This is a genomic window from Tuberibacillus sp. Marseille-P3662, from assembly GCF_900178005.1.
Lineage (GTDB): Bacteria > Bacillota > Bacilli > Bacillales > Sporolactobacillaceae > Marseille-P3662.
On sequence record NZ_FXBS01000002.1, the window covers coordinates 43350 to 60421 of the forward strand.

Annotated in this window: 18 protein-coding genes and 1 other annotated feature; of the genes, 7 read left to right on the forward strand and 11 right to left on the reverse strand. The window is 42.2% G+C overall.

Going from position 1 to position 17072, the window contains the following annotated elements; translation table 11 throughout:
- Positions 1-40: 40 nt before the first annotated feature.
- From ileS to B9Y89_RS00385, 3 genes are all read right to left on the reverse strand, one after another.
- On the reverse strand, positions 41-3142 hold the full coding sequence (gene ileS, locus B9Y89_RS00375; protein WP_085520542.1) for an isoleucine--tRNA ligase: 3102 nt from the start codon (positions 3140-3142) through the stop codon (positions 41-43).
- A 77-nt stretch (positions 3143-3219) separates the two neighbouring features.
- Positions 3220-3446: a binding site (T-box leader), on the reverse strand.
- Positions 3447-3561: 115 nt separating this feature from the next.
- Positions 3562-5310 (reverse strand): putative ABC transporter permease subunit, encoded by a 1749-nt coding sequence (locus B9Y89_RS00380; RefSeq protein ID WP_085520544.1) that lies wholly within the window; start codon positions 5308-5310, stop codon positions 3562-3564.
- The gene (locus tag B9Y89_RS00385) at positions 5310-6086 is read right to left on the reverse strand and encodes an ABC transporter ATP-binding protein (RefSeq protein ID WP_085520546.1); all 777 of its coding nucleotides are present in this window, start codon (positions 6084-6086) and stop codon (positions 5310-5312) included. Before B9Y89_RS00385 ends, B9Y89_RS00380 begins: the two co-directional genes overlap by 1 nt.
- 235 nt (positions 6087-6321) lie before the next feature.
- Here B9Y89_RS00385 and B9Y89_RS18645 point away from each other — a divergent pair, with 235 nt between their 5' ends.
- Entirely contained in the window at positions 6322-6438 is a 117-nt protein-coding gene (locus B9Y89_RS18645; RefSeq protein WP_254901150.1) for a hypothetical protein, read from the forward strand.
- A gap of 104 nt (positions 6439-6542) precedes the next feature.
- On the opposite strand, the gene B9Y89_RS00390 is transcribed toward B9Y89_RS18645, so the two are convergent.
- From B9Y89_RS00390 to B9Y89_RS00400, 3 genes are all read right to left on the reverse strand, one after another.
- Entirely contained in the window at positions 6543-7034 is a 492-nt protein-coding gene (locus tag B9Y89_RS00390; protein WP_085520548.1) for a hypothetical protein, read from the reverse strand.
- 49 nt (positions 7035-7083) lie between these two features.
- Positions 7084-7404: an antibiotic biosynthesis monooxygenase family protein gene (locus B9Y89_RS00395; protein ID WP_085520550.1), complete on the reverse strand. Its 321-nt coding sequence runs from the start codon at positions 7402-7404 to the stop codon at positions 7084-7086.
- Between the two features lie 209 nt (positions 7405-7613).
- Positions 7614-8048 (reverse strand): GNAT family N-acetyltransferase, encoded by a 435-nt coding sequence (locus B9Y89_RS00400; RefSeq protein WP_085520552.1) that lies wholly within the window; start codon positions 8046-8048, stop codon positions 7614-7616.
- Between the two features lie 577 nt (positions 8049-8625).
- Between B9Y89_RS00400 and B9Y89_RS19235 the strand changes: the two genes are divergently transcribed.
- Positions 8626-8733, forward strand: coding sequence for a putative holin-like toxin (locus B9Y89_RS19235; protein WP_254901143.1), 108 nt, complete (start codon positions 8626-8628; stop codon positions 8731-8733).
- A 216-nt stretch (positions 8734-8949) separates the two neighbouring features.
- Here B9Y89_RS19235 and B9Y89_RS00405 read toward each other — a convergent pair whose 3' ends face one another.
- The gene (locus B9Y89_RS00405; RefSeq protein WP_085520554.1) at positions 8950-10566 is read right to left on the reverse strand and encodes a fatty acyl-CoA synthetase; all 1617 of its coding nucleotides are present in this window, start codon (positions 10564-10566) and stop codon (positions 8950-8952) included.
- Positions 10567-10910: 344 nt separating this feature from the next.
- Here B9Y89_RS00405 and B9Y89_RS00410 point away from each other — a divergent pair, with 344 nt between their 5' ends.
- From B9Y89_RS00410 to B9Y89_RS00420, 3 genes are all read left to right on the forward strand, one after another.
- Entirely contained in the window at positions 10911-11342 is a 432-nt protein-coding gene (locus tag B9Y89_RS00410) for a DUF2935 domain-containing protein (RefSeq protein WP_085520556.1), read from the forward strand.
- Positions 11343-11430: 88 nt separating this feature from the next.
- Positions 11431-12258: an AAC(3) family N-acetyltransferase gene (locus tag B9Y89_RS00415; protein ID WP_441351456.1), complete on the forward strand. Its 828-nt coding sequence runs from the start codon at positions 11431-11433 to the stop codon at positions 12256-12258.
- Positions 12259-12326: 68 nt separating this feature from the next.
- Positions 12327-12626, forward strand: coding sequence for a hypothetical protein (locus tag B9Y89_RS00420; protein ID WP_254901144.1), 300 nt, complete (start codon positions 12327-12329; stop codon positions 12624-12626).
- Positions 12627-12691: 65 nt separating this feature from the next.
- On the opposite strand, the gene B9Y89_RS00425 is transcribed toward B9Y89_RS00420, so the two are convergent.
- Both B9Y89_RS00425 and B9Y89_RS00430 read right to left on the reverse strand, forming a co-directional pair.
- Positions 12692-13045 (reverse strand): hypothetical protein, encoded by a 354-nt coding sequence (locus B9Y89_RS00425; RefSeq protein WP_085520558.1) that lies wholly within the window; start codon positions 13043-13045, stop codon positions 12692-12694.
- 114 nt (positions 13046-13159) lie between these two features.
- Entirely contained in the window at positions 13160-13654 is a 495-nt protein-coding gene (locus tag B9Y89_RS00430; protein WP_085520559.1) for a GNAT family N-acetyltransferase, read from the reverse strand.
- Between the two features lie 209 nt (positions 13655-13863).
- Here B9Y89_RS00430 and B9Y89_RS00435 point away from each other — a divergent pair, with 209 nt between their 5' ends.
- Complete coding sequence (locus tag B9Y89_RS00435) at positions 13864-14061, forward strand: DUF5370 family protein (protein WP_085520560.1); 198 nt, start codon at positions 13864-13866, stop codon at positions 14059-14061.
- A gap of 35 nt (positions 14062-14096) precedes the next feature.
- On the opposite strand, the gene B9Y89_RS00440 is transcribed toward B9Y89_RS00435, so the two are convergent.
- Complete coding sequence (locus tag B9Y89_RS00440; RefSeq protein ID WP_085520562.1) at positions 14097-15197, reverse strand: sensor histidine kinase; 1101 nt, start codon at positions 15195-15197, stop codon at positions 14097-14099.
- Positions 15187-15870 carry a response regulator transcription factor gene (locus B9Y89_RS00445; protein ID WP_176222057.1) on the reverse strand — a complete coding sequence of 228 codons (684 nt, stop codon included), beginning with the start codon at positions 15868-15870 and terminating at the stop codon, positions 15187-15189. The genes B9Y89_RS00440 and B9Y89_RS00445 overlap by 11 nt, the downstream gene beginning before the upstream one ends.
- Before the next feature lie 222 nt (positions 15871-16092).
- On the opposite strand from B9Y89_RS00445, the gene B9Y89_RS00450 reads away from it, so the two are divergent.
- On the forward strand, positions 16093-17040 hold the full coding sequence (locus tag B9Y89_RS00450; protein ID WP_085520566.1) for a D-alanyl-D-alanine carboxypeptidase family protein: 948 nt from the start codon (positions 16093-16095) through the stop codon (positions 17038-17040).
- The last annotated feature ends 32 nt before the right edge of the window (positions 17041-17072 follow it).

Genomic DNA, 17072 nt, shown 5'->3' on the forward strand with positions numbered 1-17072 from the left:
AAACCGCTCTCCAATTGTCTTTGGAGAGCGGTTTTTAGCTTTATAAGGCTGGCTGTTTAATCGTTAATTTCAGTTCGTAGTTATTGACTTGGAATGCTGCCATATGATCAACATGATTGATATCTAGACTATTAACCAAAATATTTTCCCGAATCAATTGTTCGTTCTGTCTAACAGCTTGCTTAACATGATCATCTCCGTCCATGACAATGTCAACGCGCAAGTCAACAGGTAGATCCAATTGCTTACGGTAATCTTGTATAGCACGGATCACTTCCCGAGCTAAGCCTTCCAATCGCAGTTCCTCGTTAATCTCTGTATTTAAAACAACAGTGAACCCATTATTCGCAGCCATAGCTGTGCCTTCAGCTGAGGTTTTTTCAATTAACATCAAATCGGTCCCGACATTGACGGTTTGGTCATCGGATACCGGCACCTCAGCATACCCTTGATCAACGACTTGCTTGGCTTCAGAACCAGATAAGCCGCGGAGATAATTCTGAACTTGCCCCGTCTGCTTCCCTAATTGTGGCCCCGCTTCCCGAAGGTTCAGCTTCAAATCATATTGAACAAGATTTTCAGACGATGTTTCCAAGGTCAGCTTTTTAACATTGATCTCATCTTTAATAATCGTATCATACTGCTTCAATGATTCACCTTGACTTTCAGCTGGCACCACGATGAGCTCGGACAGAGGTTGTTTGGTTTTGATGGCTTCATTGTTTCGAACACTGCGTGATAACTCAACCACTTGGCGAACGGCTTCCATATCTTGTTCTAATTGACGGTCAATCGCTTGATTGTCAACCTCAGGGAATGCGGACAGATGCACACTTTCCCCAGTAAGATTATGATAAATATCTTCAGCCAAAAATGGCGTATAAGGTGCCAACATTTGACTCAACGTTGTCATCACTTCATAAAGCGTGTGATAAGCCGACTTTTTATCCTCAGTCATGCCTTCGCCCCAAAAGCGATCACGGGAACGGCGGATATACCAGTTACTCAGTTCATCCACAAACCCTTCCAGTTGCCGTGCTGCCCGGGTAAAATCGTATTCATCTAAGGCGCCTCGAACTTCAGCCACTACACTATTAAGCCGCGAAAGCACCCAGCGGTCAAGTAGCGTCACTTCACCTCGATAAACATCCTCAGGTGAAAAGCTATCAATTTTGGCATAGAGGGTATAAAATGCATGTGTATTCGCTAGTGTATCAACCACTTTTGACTTAGCTTCAGCGACCACACGTTTGGAAAACCGTTTATTGTTCCAAGGGGCACTATCGGCTAGCAACGCCCACCGCAAGGCATCAGCACCAAATTCATGAACCAAATCCATTGGATAAAGCGCATTACCTTTACTTTTGGACATTTTACGGCCGTGTTCATCTAAAATGTGCCCGGTAGATAACACGCGTTTATAAGGGGCTTTACCCATGAACAGTGTTGATACCGCAAGCAAGCTATAGAACCAGCCCCGCGTTTGGTCAATACCTTCACAAATGACATCAGCTGGATACTGCTTTTCAAACAGCTCTCTGTTTTCGAACGGATAATGATATTGAGCAAATGGCATTGAACCACTATCAAACCAAACGTCAATAACTTCGGGCACTCTGTGCATGTCACCACCGCATGCATCACACTGTAGTTTAACGCGGTCAACATATGGTTTGTGCAATTCGATATCTTCTGCCACATCACCAATAGCACGGTCACGAAGATCTTGGATGCTGTTAGGCGCATGCTGGTGGTCACACGATTCGCACACCCAAACATTGAGTGGGGTTCCCCAATAGCGGTTACGGCCGATATTCCAATCCACCATATTTTCTAGAAATTTACCAAAGCGTCCATCTTTAATGTGGTCTGGATGCCAATCGACAGACTGATTATTGCTTAAGAATTGATCTTTTAACGCTGTTGTCTTAATAAACCAACTCTCAATGGCATAGTATAAAAGCGGTGAGTCACAACGCCAGCAGTGCGGATAACTGTGTTCATATTTTTCCTTATGGAATAACAAACCATCATTCGCCAGATATTTGACGATGTCCACATCACAGTCTTTCACAAACCGACCTGCGAAAGGCTCAATCTCTTCAGTATAGCGTCCGCCACGATCAACGACATTAAAAAAGCTCAGATCATTTTCTTGAACAACACGATAGTCATCTTCACCATAAGCCGGCGCCATATGAACGACACCTGTACCACTTTCATCGGTGACGTAATCGGCCGTTACAACAACGTGTCCCTTCTCAGGTTTTACGAACGGAAACGGCGCCTCATAGCTAATTCCTTTAAATTCGCTGCCTTTATGCTTAGAGATGACTTCATGATCTTCACCAAGTACGGATTCCGCTAACCCCTCTGCAACGATGTAAACCTCACCGTCTTGAGTCGCCTTAACATAGGTCAGTTCGGGATGAACAGCAAGGGCAACGTTTGCCGGCAACGTCCAAGGCGTCGTCGTCCAACCGAGGAAGTATTCATTGTCACTGCCCTTGACTTTGAATTTAGCCGTTACTGAAAGATCCTTGACATCCTCATAACCTTGCGCAACTTCATGCGAGCTCAGCGTTGTTTGGCAACTTGGGCAATACGGCGTTACACGGTGACCTTTATCAAGCAGGCCGCGTTTATGAATGTCGCTGAGAATATACCAAATGCTCTCAATGTAGTTGTTTTGCAAAGTAACATAAGGATCATCCATGTCCAGCCAATAGCCGATGGCCTCGGTAAATTCTCGCCATTGTTTTTCGTATTCGAATACACTCTCTTTACATTTCTCAATAAAGGGTTCGATGCCGTACTGTTCAACTTCGTGTTTACCAGAAAGACCGAGTTGCTTTTCGACTTCTAATTCAACCGGCAATCCGTGTGTATCCCAGCCGCCTTTTCTGAGTACTTGATAACCGTTCATTGTTTTATACCGGCCAACGAAATCTTTAATCACACGACCAAGAACGTGTCCGGCGTGCGGCAAACCATTCGCTGTCGGCGGCCCTTCATAAAAAACATACGTTTCATTGCCCGCACGTTCATCAATTGAACGCCTGAAGACATTTTCATCATGCCAAAATTCTTTGACCCGATTTTCCCGGTTTAACGGGTGTTCCTTCGCATTAACATCATGCATATATAGTCCTCCCTTATTTCTAAAGAAAACTTGGATTATCGCCCAGTCCCCTGTCTATTAAAAAAACCGCCCCTTGTAACAGGGACGGTTGTTGATCACCGCGGTACCACCCGGATTTTGCAGTTCTGGAACTGCAACACTCAGTCATATCCGTTAACGGTGGAATACCGGTGCAGCCTAATCATCATTTCGTTCAGCTGACTTCTCGGAGGGGATCTTCAGCTTTGTGATGAATACCGGTTTTCAGCCTTCCCGGCTCTCTGTGATCCAACATCAAGCTTACTCTTCTCGTCATCGAAATTAATATATAGTCAAAGTATTATTATATTATTAGCATGATCCTAGACACGTGTCAATCTGATTTCAGTAGATGTTAGGTAGTTATTAACAGTATAGCACAAGTGACGATCTTTTAACCATTATTTCAATCGGTTACTTGCAAACGGAGACTGAAATAGCCCTTTTCCTTTGGTCCCTTGTACGATATCAATATGAACCCCACGGTCAAACCGTTTGGCACTCAGCCACAAAGTCACAATGGATACAATAACGGACAAAAGCAGAACCCCTAGAACACAAATAATAACCGTCACCCATTCATGATCAGCCTTAGCATGCAAGATCACCGCCAATATATTGACTATTTTATAGATCAAGGTGTTTCCTTCGGATGCAAATTCAGCCATCGATTCTTGAAATCTGATTGGCAGCAAAATGACTGCCACAGGTATCATCGCAAGAACCATATAAATAAGATTGGCCAAGCCCGCAATCAGTCGAACACCAAATTGCACACGATCTTGCGGATTATTCGGATTATATTTTGCCCCTAGCGTCCCGGTAAGAAGACTGATCCCGTTCATACCAAGGGACAGCACACCAAATAATCCGATACCCGTCAGAATCCATAACAAGGACCATGATAGAATGAGGCCAAAAACAACTTCAGCAAGAACAAAGACGGCAAAAGGTATGAGCCAACCGATCCAAAACTTTCCTAAAGCAATTTGCCAGCCTTTCAAAGGTAAGATTCGTATGAGCCAAGCAGCCTTCCCCTCTCGACCAACAGAGGCTAATGTTAAAATACCTGAAATAACGCCAAAAAAGAACAGAAAGAAGCATTGGATGATGAGCCATAGCATCAATGGGTTTTCCTGAAGGTCCTCACCCCCGCCAACAAATAGGTTGATCAATGGAAAAACCATAAAAAACATCATCGGCACAAGGGTGACCCACTCACGCATATCCCGTCTGAGCGTGTGCCATTCTTTAAGACCTACTAGAATAACAGGTGAATAAAGACGTTTCCCGCCTTGGCGCTGTTTCTTTCTCCGCTTGCTGCCTTCACTAAGACGAATCCATCCTTTTCTAAAACCACCTTCCACGAACATCGATGCAAAATACGTTAAAAATAAAGCTATTAGAACGACTAAAATGGTCGGCAGCAATGAACCGAAGTCACCGCGTGAAGCTAACATGAGAGCATGGGCGCCAAAAGTTGTCGGAAGCCACGAGGGTAATCCCGACATATTAGCAAAATCTTGAACAGACCATTCACCACTCATCATATAGGTCGGCATTTGCACAAGAAGATAGACGAGCAATCCTGTTAAGACACTCATGGCGGTCATTAATTCATTGGCGCGGCTTGCTGGAAAAACTTGAATCAAGCCAAGATTAATTAGATAAATAACGGATACCGCTATCACCGTTAGACCTAGCGACACAATGATCAAGACTGGGTAATACATCCAGGCATAATCTGCGCCAATACCAAGCCCAATTAGAGGAACGACCATTAACAACCATAAGAGACCAGGTAAGTTAAAAAAGGAGTTTAAGTATTTGCTAATAAAAATACTTTTGGGTGCTATCGGTAATGTAAATAGCGTTTGCAGATCACTGGCGGAAAACAATTGTTTGAACACTTGTGGAATCCCTATTAATAAGGTAAGAGTCCAAGCAACAATGAATACGATTGAAATAGGCGCCGTGATGTTCAGCGTTGTCACCATGAATCCTGCTGAATATGCACCCCTAGTTAAAAAATATAAAATAACCGCCCCAATAATAATTGAAAATAGAGGAGCCATCCAGGCTTTGATTCCGCCATATCGCCACTGGTTGCGTAATTGGTTCCATTCATTACGAAGGAGTAAGCGAACCATTAGTTGTCCTCCTTATCTAATTGCTTAGCCCATTCTGCAGATGATTCATCCCCTGTCATTTCTAAGAAAATATCCTCAAGACTGGCACCTTTTTCTTGATTGCGAAGTTCTTCCATCGTTCCAAGAGCAATCAAGTCGCCTTCATTAATAATGCCGACCCGATCACACATTCTTTCAGCAATCTCCAAAATATGAGTTGATAAAAATACCGTTGTTCCTTCATCACAAATCCGGCGGAGCATATTCTTTAAATGTCTTGCGCTTCCAGGATCGAGTCCCACCGTTGGTTCATCAAGAAACAGGACATCAGGGGCATGGAGCAGCGCACCGGATAAAGCGACTTTTTGTTTCATCCCATGTGAAAAACTTTCAATCAATTCATGAGCCCGAGCTTCGATATTAAAATTATGTAGCAATTCATGCGCACGGGTCCGGAACGCTTCATTAGACATTTGGAACACGGAACCGATAAAACGCAAATATTCCCAAGCTGTCAATTTTGGATACAAGTTGGGTTCGTCCGGTACATAAGCAAGCCGACGTTTGGCTTTAAGCGGTGTCTCCCAAATATCAATACCGCAAATGCACGCTTGACCAAGACTCGGTTCCAACAAACCTGTCATCATTTTAATCGTCGTTGTTTTACCTGCACCATTTGGTCCAAGAAAACCGAACAATTCACCCTTTGACACTTGCAAATCTAATGATTTAACAGCAGCTGTTCGCCCGTATTGCTTATTCAAACCTGATAGTTCAATAGCTGTTTCTTCCGACATCATCGTTCCCCCTTTTAATACTCTCTTAATGTCAAACGAAACCATCCATGATTTGTTTCAACCTTATAACAAATAGTACGGATTATAAAGGAAGCTTAACATTAGAATGGTGCCAAGGGAGGTTAGAGGCTCACGGCAATCGATCGAAAAGTTGAGTAAGGAAGCTTTCTGATAGAAGGTCGGACTTATTATTAATGTACGGGGGCTCGGGGATCGGCTCCTCGGCTATCTGTTTATTCGGAAGGACAAAAATGAGGATGGTACGGTTTCAAAAAAAGGGTTCGCGAAGATGGGATGTTTTATTGTGCTTGGTATAGTTATAGGCGCCATTATTGGATCTTTGGCGGTATAAGTAACATTTGAGAGGCGGTGAATTTAGGTTTGGGTCCGTGACATCACGCTATTTCGAAGTGCTAGAACAACAGTCATTCCAATGAGCCAAAGTTGCCATAAATTTTAATGCTTCCCCCAATACGGTTTATCCAATTTTACTAACTGACCGTTAATAGGATTCACCGAAATGTATTCCTTTTGATGATCTTTCATTGTAACGACAAAATAGTAAAACCGATCATTTAGAAACCATGATACATGATTGTTAACCGGAACCGTTTTCTCATGGCGGTCAGAAGGCTGGATGACATTGACAACTTCATTATTCTGGGCAACCACACGTTGTTTGGCTTCCTCATAGCTGTATTCCGGTAAAGCTACAGCGAAAAAAGCAGGAAATAATATGAGACGCGTAGCATGAAACACGAATATCCCTTTACCCGGTTCTTTGACCAATAAATATAGAAGGGTAATCAACTCGACCATCATCACCGTTAAAAACACATTCGTTATGCCAATGATATGAGGATAATATCGGTAAGAGATGTAATATAACACAATGCCTTCGATAATAACGATTAACGGTCCCAGATAATGCCCACGCTTAAGACGCATTCATATCCCCCCTGCCTAACGGTGGCTGCTATTCACAAGCACCGGTTCCTTAAGAGACGTCAAATACTTCAAATGATCTTAATTTCTTATCAACTTTAAAGTGATTTTCAGGATTTTCTTTTCTTTCTTTATTCATTGCTTTATGCTCCTGAACATGATCTTCTCGCGATATAAACTGTTTAAAGTCGTCCTCTGATTCCCATTTTGAGACAATGACATATTCAACCGTTTCACCATGGTCTTTATGCCAAAATTCATGGGAAATCCGACCTTGTGCTTCTTTTAAGTCTTGATCATTTTGCCTGCACTTTTGAGCTAACCGTTCTTCATGGGCTTTGTCTACTGTAAAACTGGCATTCATAACAAACATGATATAATCCCTCCATCTTATAACTTATAAATTAAGTTTAACATTGATGATAATGATTCTCAATGTCATTATTATATTAATCCATCCATTCAGGCATTACAAGAAAAAAACATCTATAATCAAAATACAAAAGTTTAGATGGAGGTATGTATGGAAGCACTGATACGACGTATCAAACTAATGTATCGGTTCAAAGCATTTCTTCCACCCTATAATCGTTTTCGAAAGACAAAACTCTTCTTACGATAGCCCATTTTATCTTCGTAAAAACGATGGGCTTCGGTACGCTGCACACCGGACGACAAAGCGACTTCATCGCAATCCTGTTCACGAGCCCAGTTATGAATAAACTCAAGCATTTGCTTACCATATCCTTTTGAACGTTGTGACTCACCCGTTACCAAATCGTGCACCCAGACATAGCGTCCCCATGCAAAACTCATCATGACATTAAGCCCGGCCACCGCTACGACATCGTTCCCATAGTATAAGGCGAAGAGTCTATAACCTTGTTCACGCATATTCTGAATGCCCTCAAGGTAAGTCTGATGATTTAAATGCTGACGCAACTGCCGCATAACAGGGAACGCCTCCAATGCCTCTTGATCGGTCGTCAATTCTTTCACTACTGTTTGCTCCGCCATTCTATCAACCCCTTTTTTAATTGTATGATCGCGGTATCCATAACCGGCGCAGATCAAGCTGTCCGAACGCTTCAAAGCGGATATCTTGGATCATCGGATGAAACGTCCGGCGCCTGATCGGATGATACTTAAAAATTAACGAAGCTGGTAATAGGATAAATCCATAACGATACTCCTTCTGAAAAAGGGGACAATTTTAGATGCATTATACCCTTTTCACTCCCTTTTGATTAGTGCAAAACTATCTCAAAGAGACCATATGAATGTTAAATCACAGGCAGGGTATTTCTAGACGGAGGTGAAAGGCTTGAAAAATGACGCTCGCGCCTTGGATGCTTTGTCGGGAGTGATGGTTTCGTCCGAATCTTATGAGCGATTTCGAAGATAGGAACGAGATATTCCCTTCTTTGGCGTGCTACAATTCTACCTTTCCATTAAAAAATGACACACCACCTTTTTATAGTAAATAGCGTGTCACTTTTTGAACTATTAAGAATAGTTTTGTGATAGAATGAACTAGACAACTTCATAAGCAGGGTGGGCGGTGACCACTCCCTTGCAGAAAGGGGGTGATACCGTGACAACATACGAGACGCTAACACTTATGATTAACTTTGGCATCTTTATAGCCGGGTTTCTAACAGCCATTGTCGCTATCGTCGTTTCTTTAAACCAAAAAAAGTAACCACCCTGCACCAGGTCAATTAATAGGGTGATTACTTTTCCTATAATGGCCACCGCTCTTCTTGCGGCTAAAGTTGTCACCGGGGTGTTACCAGCACCTCGGTTATTTTTATGATTATTCAAAAATAATAATCATAATATACATATTCCCGTTTCTAATTTTTATTATAATTGGTTTTATTATCATTGTCGAGTAACTTAGCACTTATCTTGGGCTTTAATCTTTAATCACGGTATTTTCAAACTGATCACGCAAATCCCGTTTAAGAATTTTACCGCTCGGATTTTTCGGCAGGCTATCCACAAACGCAACTAACTTCGGCACTTTGAACGTTGACAATTTTGCTTTACAGAATGATAGAATGTCTTTCTCTTGTAGTTGGGTATTGGGTTTGGGAACAACCACGGCTGTGACCGCCTCAATCCAGTAAGAATCTGGGGCACCAATGACAGCGACCTCTGAAACCGTGTCCATTTGGTAAATAACTTCCTCAACTTCTCGGCTGGATACATTGACACCGCCAGTCTTAATCATATCCTTCTTCCGGTCGACAATCGTGATATAACCTTCCTCATCCATGACACCAAGATCCCCACTGTGGAACCAACCATTTGCAAAAACGGCAGCCGTCTTCTCGGGGTCGTGTAAATAGCCTTTCATTGCATGGGAGGACCGGTGAACAATCTCGCCCATCTGACCGCGTGGTACCTCTTGATCTTGGTCATCAACGATTTTTGTTTGCACATTCAAACTTGGTTTCCCGGCTGATCCCAACTTGCGGATTTGATCCTCCGGCTGCAATGACGTCGCTAATGGCGCAACCTCTGTTTGTCCATAAAAATTCCAGAACTTAGCCTGCGGTAACCGCTCTGACAATTCCTTCAGCACTTCCTTTGGCATAATAGCAGCACCGTAGTAACACTTTTCTAGAGAAGATAAGTCCCGTTTACTAAAATCCGGGTGACGAAGCAAGGCAATCCAAACCGTCGGTGGGCAAAACAATTGCGTCGCGTGTTCTTCTTCAATCGTTTTTAATATCTCTTCAGGTGTTGCCTGTCCAAGGATAATACCACTCGCTCCGACATAAATCCCAGGACCCAGAAAACAGTTCAATTGAGCGCTATGGTACAACGGCAATGCATGAATGGCGACATCACGAGCTTCCATTTGGCCATCGACGATACAACTGACGTATTCCCCCACCAAGTTACTATGTGACAACATGACTCCTTTGGGTCGAGATTCGGTACCGCTTGTATATAATACTTGCGCAAGGTCATCATGCTCAATATCGGCTTCAACCAAGCTGGTAGACAAACCATGGCGCCTTGTTGATAAAACCGCCCAATGAGAGACGTCCTCTGGAATCAAGGCATTCATGGGTACATCCATCAGATAACGGTTGAAAATTTTCAACTGACTCCCCTGTGCAGCGCTATCCAAAAGTGACGCGCATTCCATCGAAGCCACAAATTCAGTGATTTTCGCATGCTCAACAATAAACTGGATATCCGATACCGTCAGCATATAATTAATTGGAACCATTACCGCACCAATGCGGGCTAGAGCAAAGTTGATGACAGCAAAGTCCATACTATTTTTGGACAAAACCGCCACCATCGTCCCTTTCCCAATACCATCTTCTTGAAATGCATGTGCTGTTTGATTCACCTGATCATCAAACGCTGCATACGTTAACCTTTTATCCTGATAAACCAACGCTAACTTGTCCGGCGATCGATCCCGCGTTCGTTCTAACAAATCAGATACCGTATTGCGGCGCGCCCGCTGCAACGAGACAGACTGCTGGTCGTGAATGGTCACATGCCTCAACTCCCTTTTTTATAAGATTTTATTAACACTCGGTCACATCAGTCGTTAAAAAAGAGCGTCTAAGTTGTCAATTCTTAAAAGTGAAAAAATGTATTTTAGAAGGGGCGTCGGTGAATTATAGCAGAATACCTAACATCGCTACTGTCCTTACAGACAATTTATGCATTAATATAATAATAATATTCTAAATATATCATGAATTCATAAAATTATCACCTTCATGTTTGACCTCTGACCTCAAATATGACAGTTCCTATTTTGATCACAGCCGCAAATTTATAGTTCTTTTGCAACAAGTTCTTGAATATGCCTTTTGTAGAACAACCATACGGAGGGTGAACATCATGCAATTTTACTACGGAAGCCAAATGCCCCTAAGAGTGTTGGATGAGTGCGAATTCTGGAAGCAACAGGAGGCCGAGCATACGGTCGTCATTCGTGAGTTGGTTAGCGGGCTCGAGAAAACGTATGTTGATGCGTTAACTCAGTGGGAAGCAACATTAAATCAGGCCCATGAACGTGTAGTGCGATTTATTGAAACGTCCACCCGTTCAAAAGGCATGTTCTCCCAGGCCTTTTATGTGGACGTGATGAACTTAGTCAAATTTTGTCTTGATCAAAGCCATGCCTTCATTGACTTCTGTCATAAACTCTTGCAATCTAGTGAACCCATCAAGTCCAATCCGACAAGCAAAGTTGTCATGAAACATATTATTGATGAATCCGAATACTTCATCGGTATTGCGCAAACAATTTTATACCAAAATGGAGCTTAACCAGTGGTGCCAATGCACCGCTTATTTTTATGTTAAACTGGACTAAAAGGGCTTTCACTAACGCCGATAATGATTGGGGAGGATGACAATGAGCGAAGCAAATACTGTACAAAATGCTGATGCACCTCGTACTCGGGATTCTTTAGCCAACGATTTGCGCCGGCTCGGCATCAAAGAAGGCATGACTGTGATGGTCCATATATCCATGAGCGCACTTGGCTGGGTCTGCGGTGGGCCAATGACTGTCATTCAAGCCCTGCAAGATGTTGTTTCTGTTCGCGGCAACCTCATTATCCCAACGCATAGCGCGAATGTGTCTGATCCAAAGGAATGGAAAAACCCGCCTGTGCCTGAAGATTGGTGGGAAACGATTCGCAACGAGATGCCGGCCTTTGATCCCGATCGAACACCAACCTACTCAATGGGAAAAGTCCCTGAATTATTTCGAACTTTTCCAGATGTTAAAAGGAGTAACCACCCGGTTCATTCTTTCGCTGCCTGGGGTAAAGATAACGACTGGATCGTGAGCAATCATTCCCTTGCTGATGGACTCGGTGAACAATCACCCTTAGGCAAAGTCTATGATCTAGAGGGTTATGTCTTACTGCTAGGCGTTGGTTATGATAGCAATACATCCTTACACTTAGCTGAGCATCGCGTTCCGGAATACCCAACAGCGACGAATGGCAGCCCCATTATTCACAACGGCAGCAGAGTGTGGCAAACCTATAGTGAGCTCCAATACGACGAAGACCGCTTTCCTGATATCGGCGCGGCTTATGAACTACACCATGACATCACCTTGGGGAAAGTGGGATCGGCCACATCCAGACTCATCCACCAACCATCCATTGTTGACTTTGGAGCCGAGACACTGCGGAAACAACTAAAGGCAGCATCTAACTCACCTAATTAACAACAAACGAAACTTTTTTGTTAACCCTTCGTAATTTTAATATATAACCGTTCATTAGGAGGCTAACCGTGGGCTTCTTCATTGGTGTCATTTTGTTCATAGCTGCAATATTTGGATTTAATTGGTTTATGGGGTACAAAAAGGATAACATTACTCTGGATTTAGAAGATCGTTATACAAATTTGCAAGATTATGCTGAAGCCGTCAAACAAGAATTGGAGAACCGGGGTAAAACCGTCACCTCTCGCAGGAACCGTTATTTTAATATAGACGGGAAATCGTACGTTCTTGTTGAGCGCAACGTGAGCATGGGTGGTGTTCCTTTACAACATACGATTCTTAAACGCACTAAGCGAATGAGTGATTGAAAGAGCTGGAACAAATCTAAAACAGGATACTCAGGAAGCCAGACAATAAGATATAAAGGCAAGTTCTAAGCGTCGTCAAAATACGTAGACGCCTGCGGGAACAGCACGAACGCCTTAGAATAGGCCTCTTTGGACTGCGACGAAGCATCTTGCTTCTCTGAATAGGCTTGAAGATGCAGGAGCACGAACGCCTTAGAATATCCTTCTTTGGACTGCGACGAAGCATCTTGCTTCTCTGAATAGGCTTGAAGATGCAGGAGCACGAACGCCTTAGAATATGCCTCTTTGGACTGCGACGAAGCACCTTGCTTCTCTGAATAGGCTTGAAGATGCAGGAGCACGAACGCCTTAGAATAGGCCTCTTTGGACTGCGACGAAGCATCTTGCTTCTCTGAATAGGCTTGAAGATGCAGGAGCACGAGTCGAAGATCCACTTGGTCAAGGGGTTTTCTTGACCAAGTTAGCTGAGGCCGTGCCCGCGGGAAGCGACGAATTTTGACGTAGCGATAACTGGAATGACTATTTCCAACAAATCAATCTGTAATGATGAGCTGATAAAAGTCAACATCCTGCCATTCGCCAAATTTAAACCCAACTTCCTTAAACCGACTGACAAACTCGAAACCGAATTTTTTATGCAGATGAACGCTGGCCTCATTACCAGCGGTTATACTCCCGATAACAGTATGATAGCCAAGCTGAGCAGCTCTAGAAATAATCTCTTTCATGAGTGAATGACCAATCCCATATCCACGATGATACCTTGAAATATAGATGGATAACTCTGTTGAATAAGCATAAGCGGCTTTATCTCTAAAAGCACTTAGACAACCATAACCAACCACCTCACCATCGAGCTCCGCAATAATGAGCGGATACTGGCCGCCATGACTTTCAAACCATCCTCGCCGCTCCTCCAAAGTTTCCTCTTCTAAATCAAACGTCACCGTAAGATTCCGAATCGCATCATTATATATATCTAGCATTGCTGGTAGGTCATCTAGAACAGCTTCGCGAATGTAAACCATGCAATCATCGTTCCCTTCTTAATGATCAATAAGTTGAGTTTACATGAGTGCTTCTCATCCACGAAAACAATTGTTAGAAAATATAACATACCAAACTAACGTGACTACCTTTCCAATTTGCCGTGTCAACCGACAAAATACTACAGTATATTACTTAAGCCAATTTGGAAAAATAGTTAACACTACGATTGCCTAAGGAGGACGATTATTTGGAACATATTAAGAAAAATGGTTACGAATTCGAACCCATCTATAGCGACGTTAATAAAAGCGGGATGCTACGTGTCAAAAACCATGTTGATGGCAGTCTTGTCAGGGAACTCCATTTCCCGTGCAAAGGTGATCAGCCGACTGATGAGGAAGTTACAGAAGCGATTGACTATTTTTTTGAGCACTTAGTTTATTAATAACATCATCAACATCTTCAAGTTTTAATAATACTTCACTGATTAATTAAAGGTAAAACGACCTTAAATGTTGTTGCATGATGGGTACTGACGACATCAATATGACCACCATAAAGGTCAACAATACTTTTTGTAATGGCTAAGCCAAGACCCGAGCCACCGGTTTCCACCGCCCGTGATTTCTCCACTCTATAAAAACGTTCAAAGATATGGGGTAATTCAGCTTCTGGTATCTTCGGACCGTAGTTAGTCACGTCTATGATGGCCTCATGTCCCCTTGTCTGAGCGGATAAGTCTATCGTCTTTGTCCCTTTCCCATATTTCACGGCGTTCATTAATAAATTCTCAAAGACCCGAGCCAACTTATCACCGTCAGCAGTTATGATTAGTTGATCAACTTGATTATATAAATGAACATCCATCCCAGCTTCATTAAGTTGTGGATGCAGCTGTGATTTCAGTTGCATTAATAATTGAATTAGATCAATCTCATCGTCATTGAGGTTTGGGTAGCCAAAGTTCAACCGGGTATATTCAAACAAGTCATTCACCATACGTTCCAGTCGTAAAGACTTATCGTAGACAACAGATGTATAATAGCGTAATTCAACCTCATCGATGTATTGGTCGCCTTCAATTAACCTCATGTACCCAATGATAGAGGTTAACGGTGTCCGCAAATCATGAGAAACATTAGTGATCAATTCGTTTTTTCCTTCTACTGCCCTGCGCTCTTCTGCCATAGCACTTTGCAACTGATCTGACACTTGTTTGATATGATCTGATAATTTCCTCCATTCAGGATAAGAAAATTTCGGAGCATCTTGATCATCGAATTGATCGGTCATCATGCGATCAGTACTCTCTTGTAGCCGTTGGAATTCCAACGACCATTTCCGACTCAATAGCAAAATAAAAACCAAGAACAAGGCAATATAAATTAAAGTAAAGGGGATTACTTGACCCAATAAATCATGAATAAAATAAAATATGGATGCCATATAAAAGGGTAAATAATCAACCATTGTATATATTAATTGAAACAAAAGGAAGGTTAATCCACCTGCCAATAACACCGCATTTATTATAAGAGTCACCAATCTTTTCTGGATGACACTAAGACTATTATTGATCAATTTTATATCCTACTCCCCATACCGTCTTAATCATTTTATATCCCGCGGCACGTTCCATCTTTTCCCTAAGATTACTTATATGTGCCATAACTGTATTATTGGAGGGATTAGGCTCATTCCATACCAAGTTAAAAATATCTTCAGCACTATAAACCTTACCAGGATGATTAGCCAGCAAATAAAGAATATCAAATTCCTTAGCCGTTAGATCAATAAGCGAATCTCTGTAGGTTACCTCATGATAGTCCTTATTAATCTTTAAATCATTGATCTGAACCACATCATCCTTATGGCTACTATTGTCGCCATCCTGTTGAGTGAACAGATGAAAGCGACGAAGTAAAGACTTCATTCTCGCCAATAACTCCATGGGATTAAAAGGTTTAATCATATAATCATCGGCCCCAGTCATCAATCCTTGAATCTTGTCCATGTCCTCTGTTTTTGCGCTAAGCATTATAATGGGCACAACATTATCTTTTCTTATTTTTCGACAGACTTCCATGCCATCAATATCAGGCATCATGATATCTAATATTACCAAATCAACACGATGATGACTGATCACCGATAACGCTTCGTTCCCATTATAAACCGGAATAACATTGTAGCCATCGTTTGTCAGATAGATATGAACGAGATTAACAATCTCGGGGTCATCGTCAACAACCATAATTTGTTTCACTGATAAAGCCCTCCTTTGAGTCCTCAATATTATATACTGATCGATTTAATCAGCTCAATTCGATGTTGCATCTAAGATCATTTAAGAACACCGTTTAATGGTTAGAATGTTTGTATAAACTTAAGATTATCTTAAGAAAATGTTCCGGTATTCTTAAAAACGCTCCTTTACAATAATAGACGAAATCATGAAACAAGGAGTTTATACTACATGTTCAAGAAAATAACACAATTATGTCTCGTCGGTGCATTCATATGTGCCATTGTATTTGGATTCAACCCTAAGTCATTCAATCTTGATTCCTTAATAAATACTGACTCTCATCAACCTGGGCTAAACATCAATGCTAAGTCTGCGGTATTAATGAACAATGACAATGGAAAATTCATTTATACTAAGCATTCTAATCAGTCCTATCCACCAGCAAGCTTATCAAAAATTATGAGTGAATATCTCGTATTAAAAGCGATTCATGAACACGATATAGACTGGCAAACACAAGTACCGATCAGCCGCTATGCTTATTGGGTTTCAAGTCACCCTGACTTCTCAAGCGTTCCCTTGAAAAAAGGACAGACCTATACCGTTCGACAACTCTACCAGGCGATGGCGATTCATTCAGCTAACGGCGCCACAGTCGCTCTTGCTGAGAAAGTCGCCGGCAGTGAGAAGCAATTTGTCAAACGTATGAATCAAACGGCGGATGAAATGGGATTAGAACAGACACAATTTGTGAATAGCACAGGTCTTAGTAACCAAGATCTAGAGCGTTTTTATTCAACAGGCTCTCCAAATGCCAGCAATGTCATGTCGACTCAGGACATTGCTGTTCTGGCACATCATTTGATACAAAGCTATCCTGAGGCTTTGAACATATCGCAAAAAACGGTCGCTGTCATGCAGCAAAGTGGAGAAAGCATCCAATATCATAATACCAACTTAATGTTACCAGACAGAGGAATAGAAAAACTGGCCTATCATGGCTTAGATGGATTGAAAACCGGCTATACCAAACAAGCAGGCTATTGTTTTGTCGGAACCGTCGAAAGACATGGCCAACGTGTGATTTCCGTTGTTATTGGCACAGACACGAAAACAGCCAGATTTACCGAGACGAAAAAACTTTTAAATTATGGCTTTAATAAGGTTAACGAGTAACTAGGCATTATAAAAAACACGCGTCCTTAGGG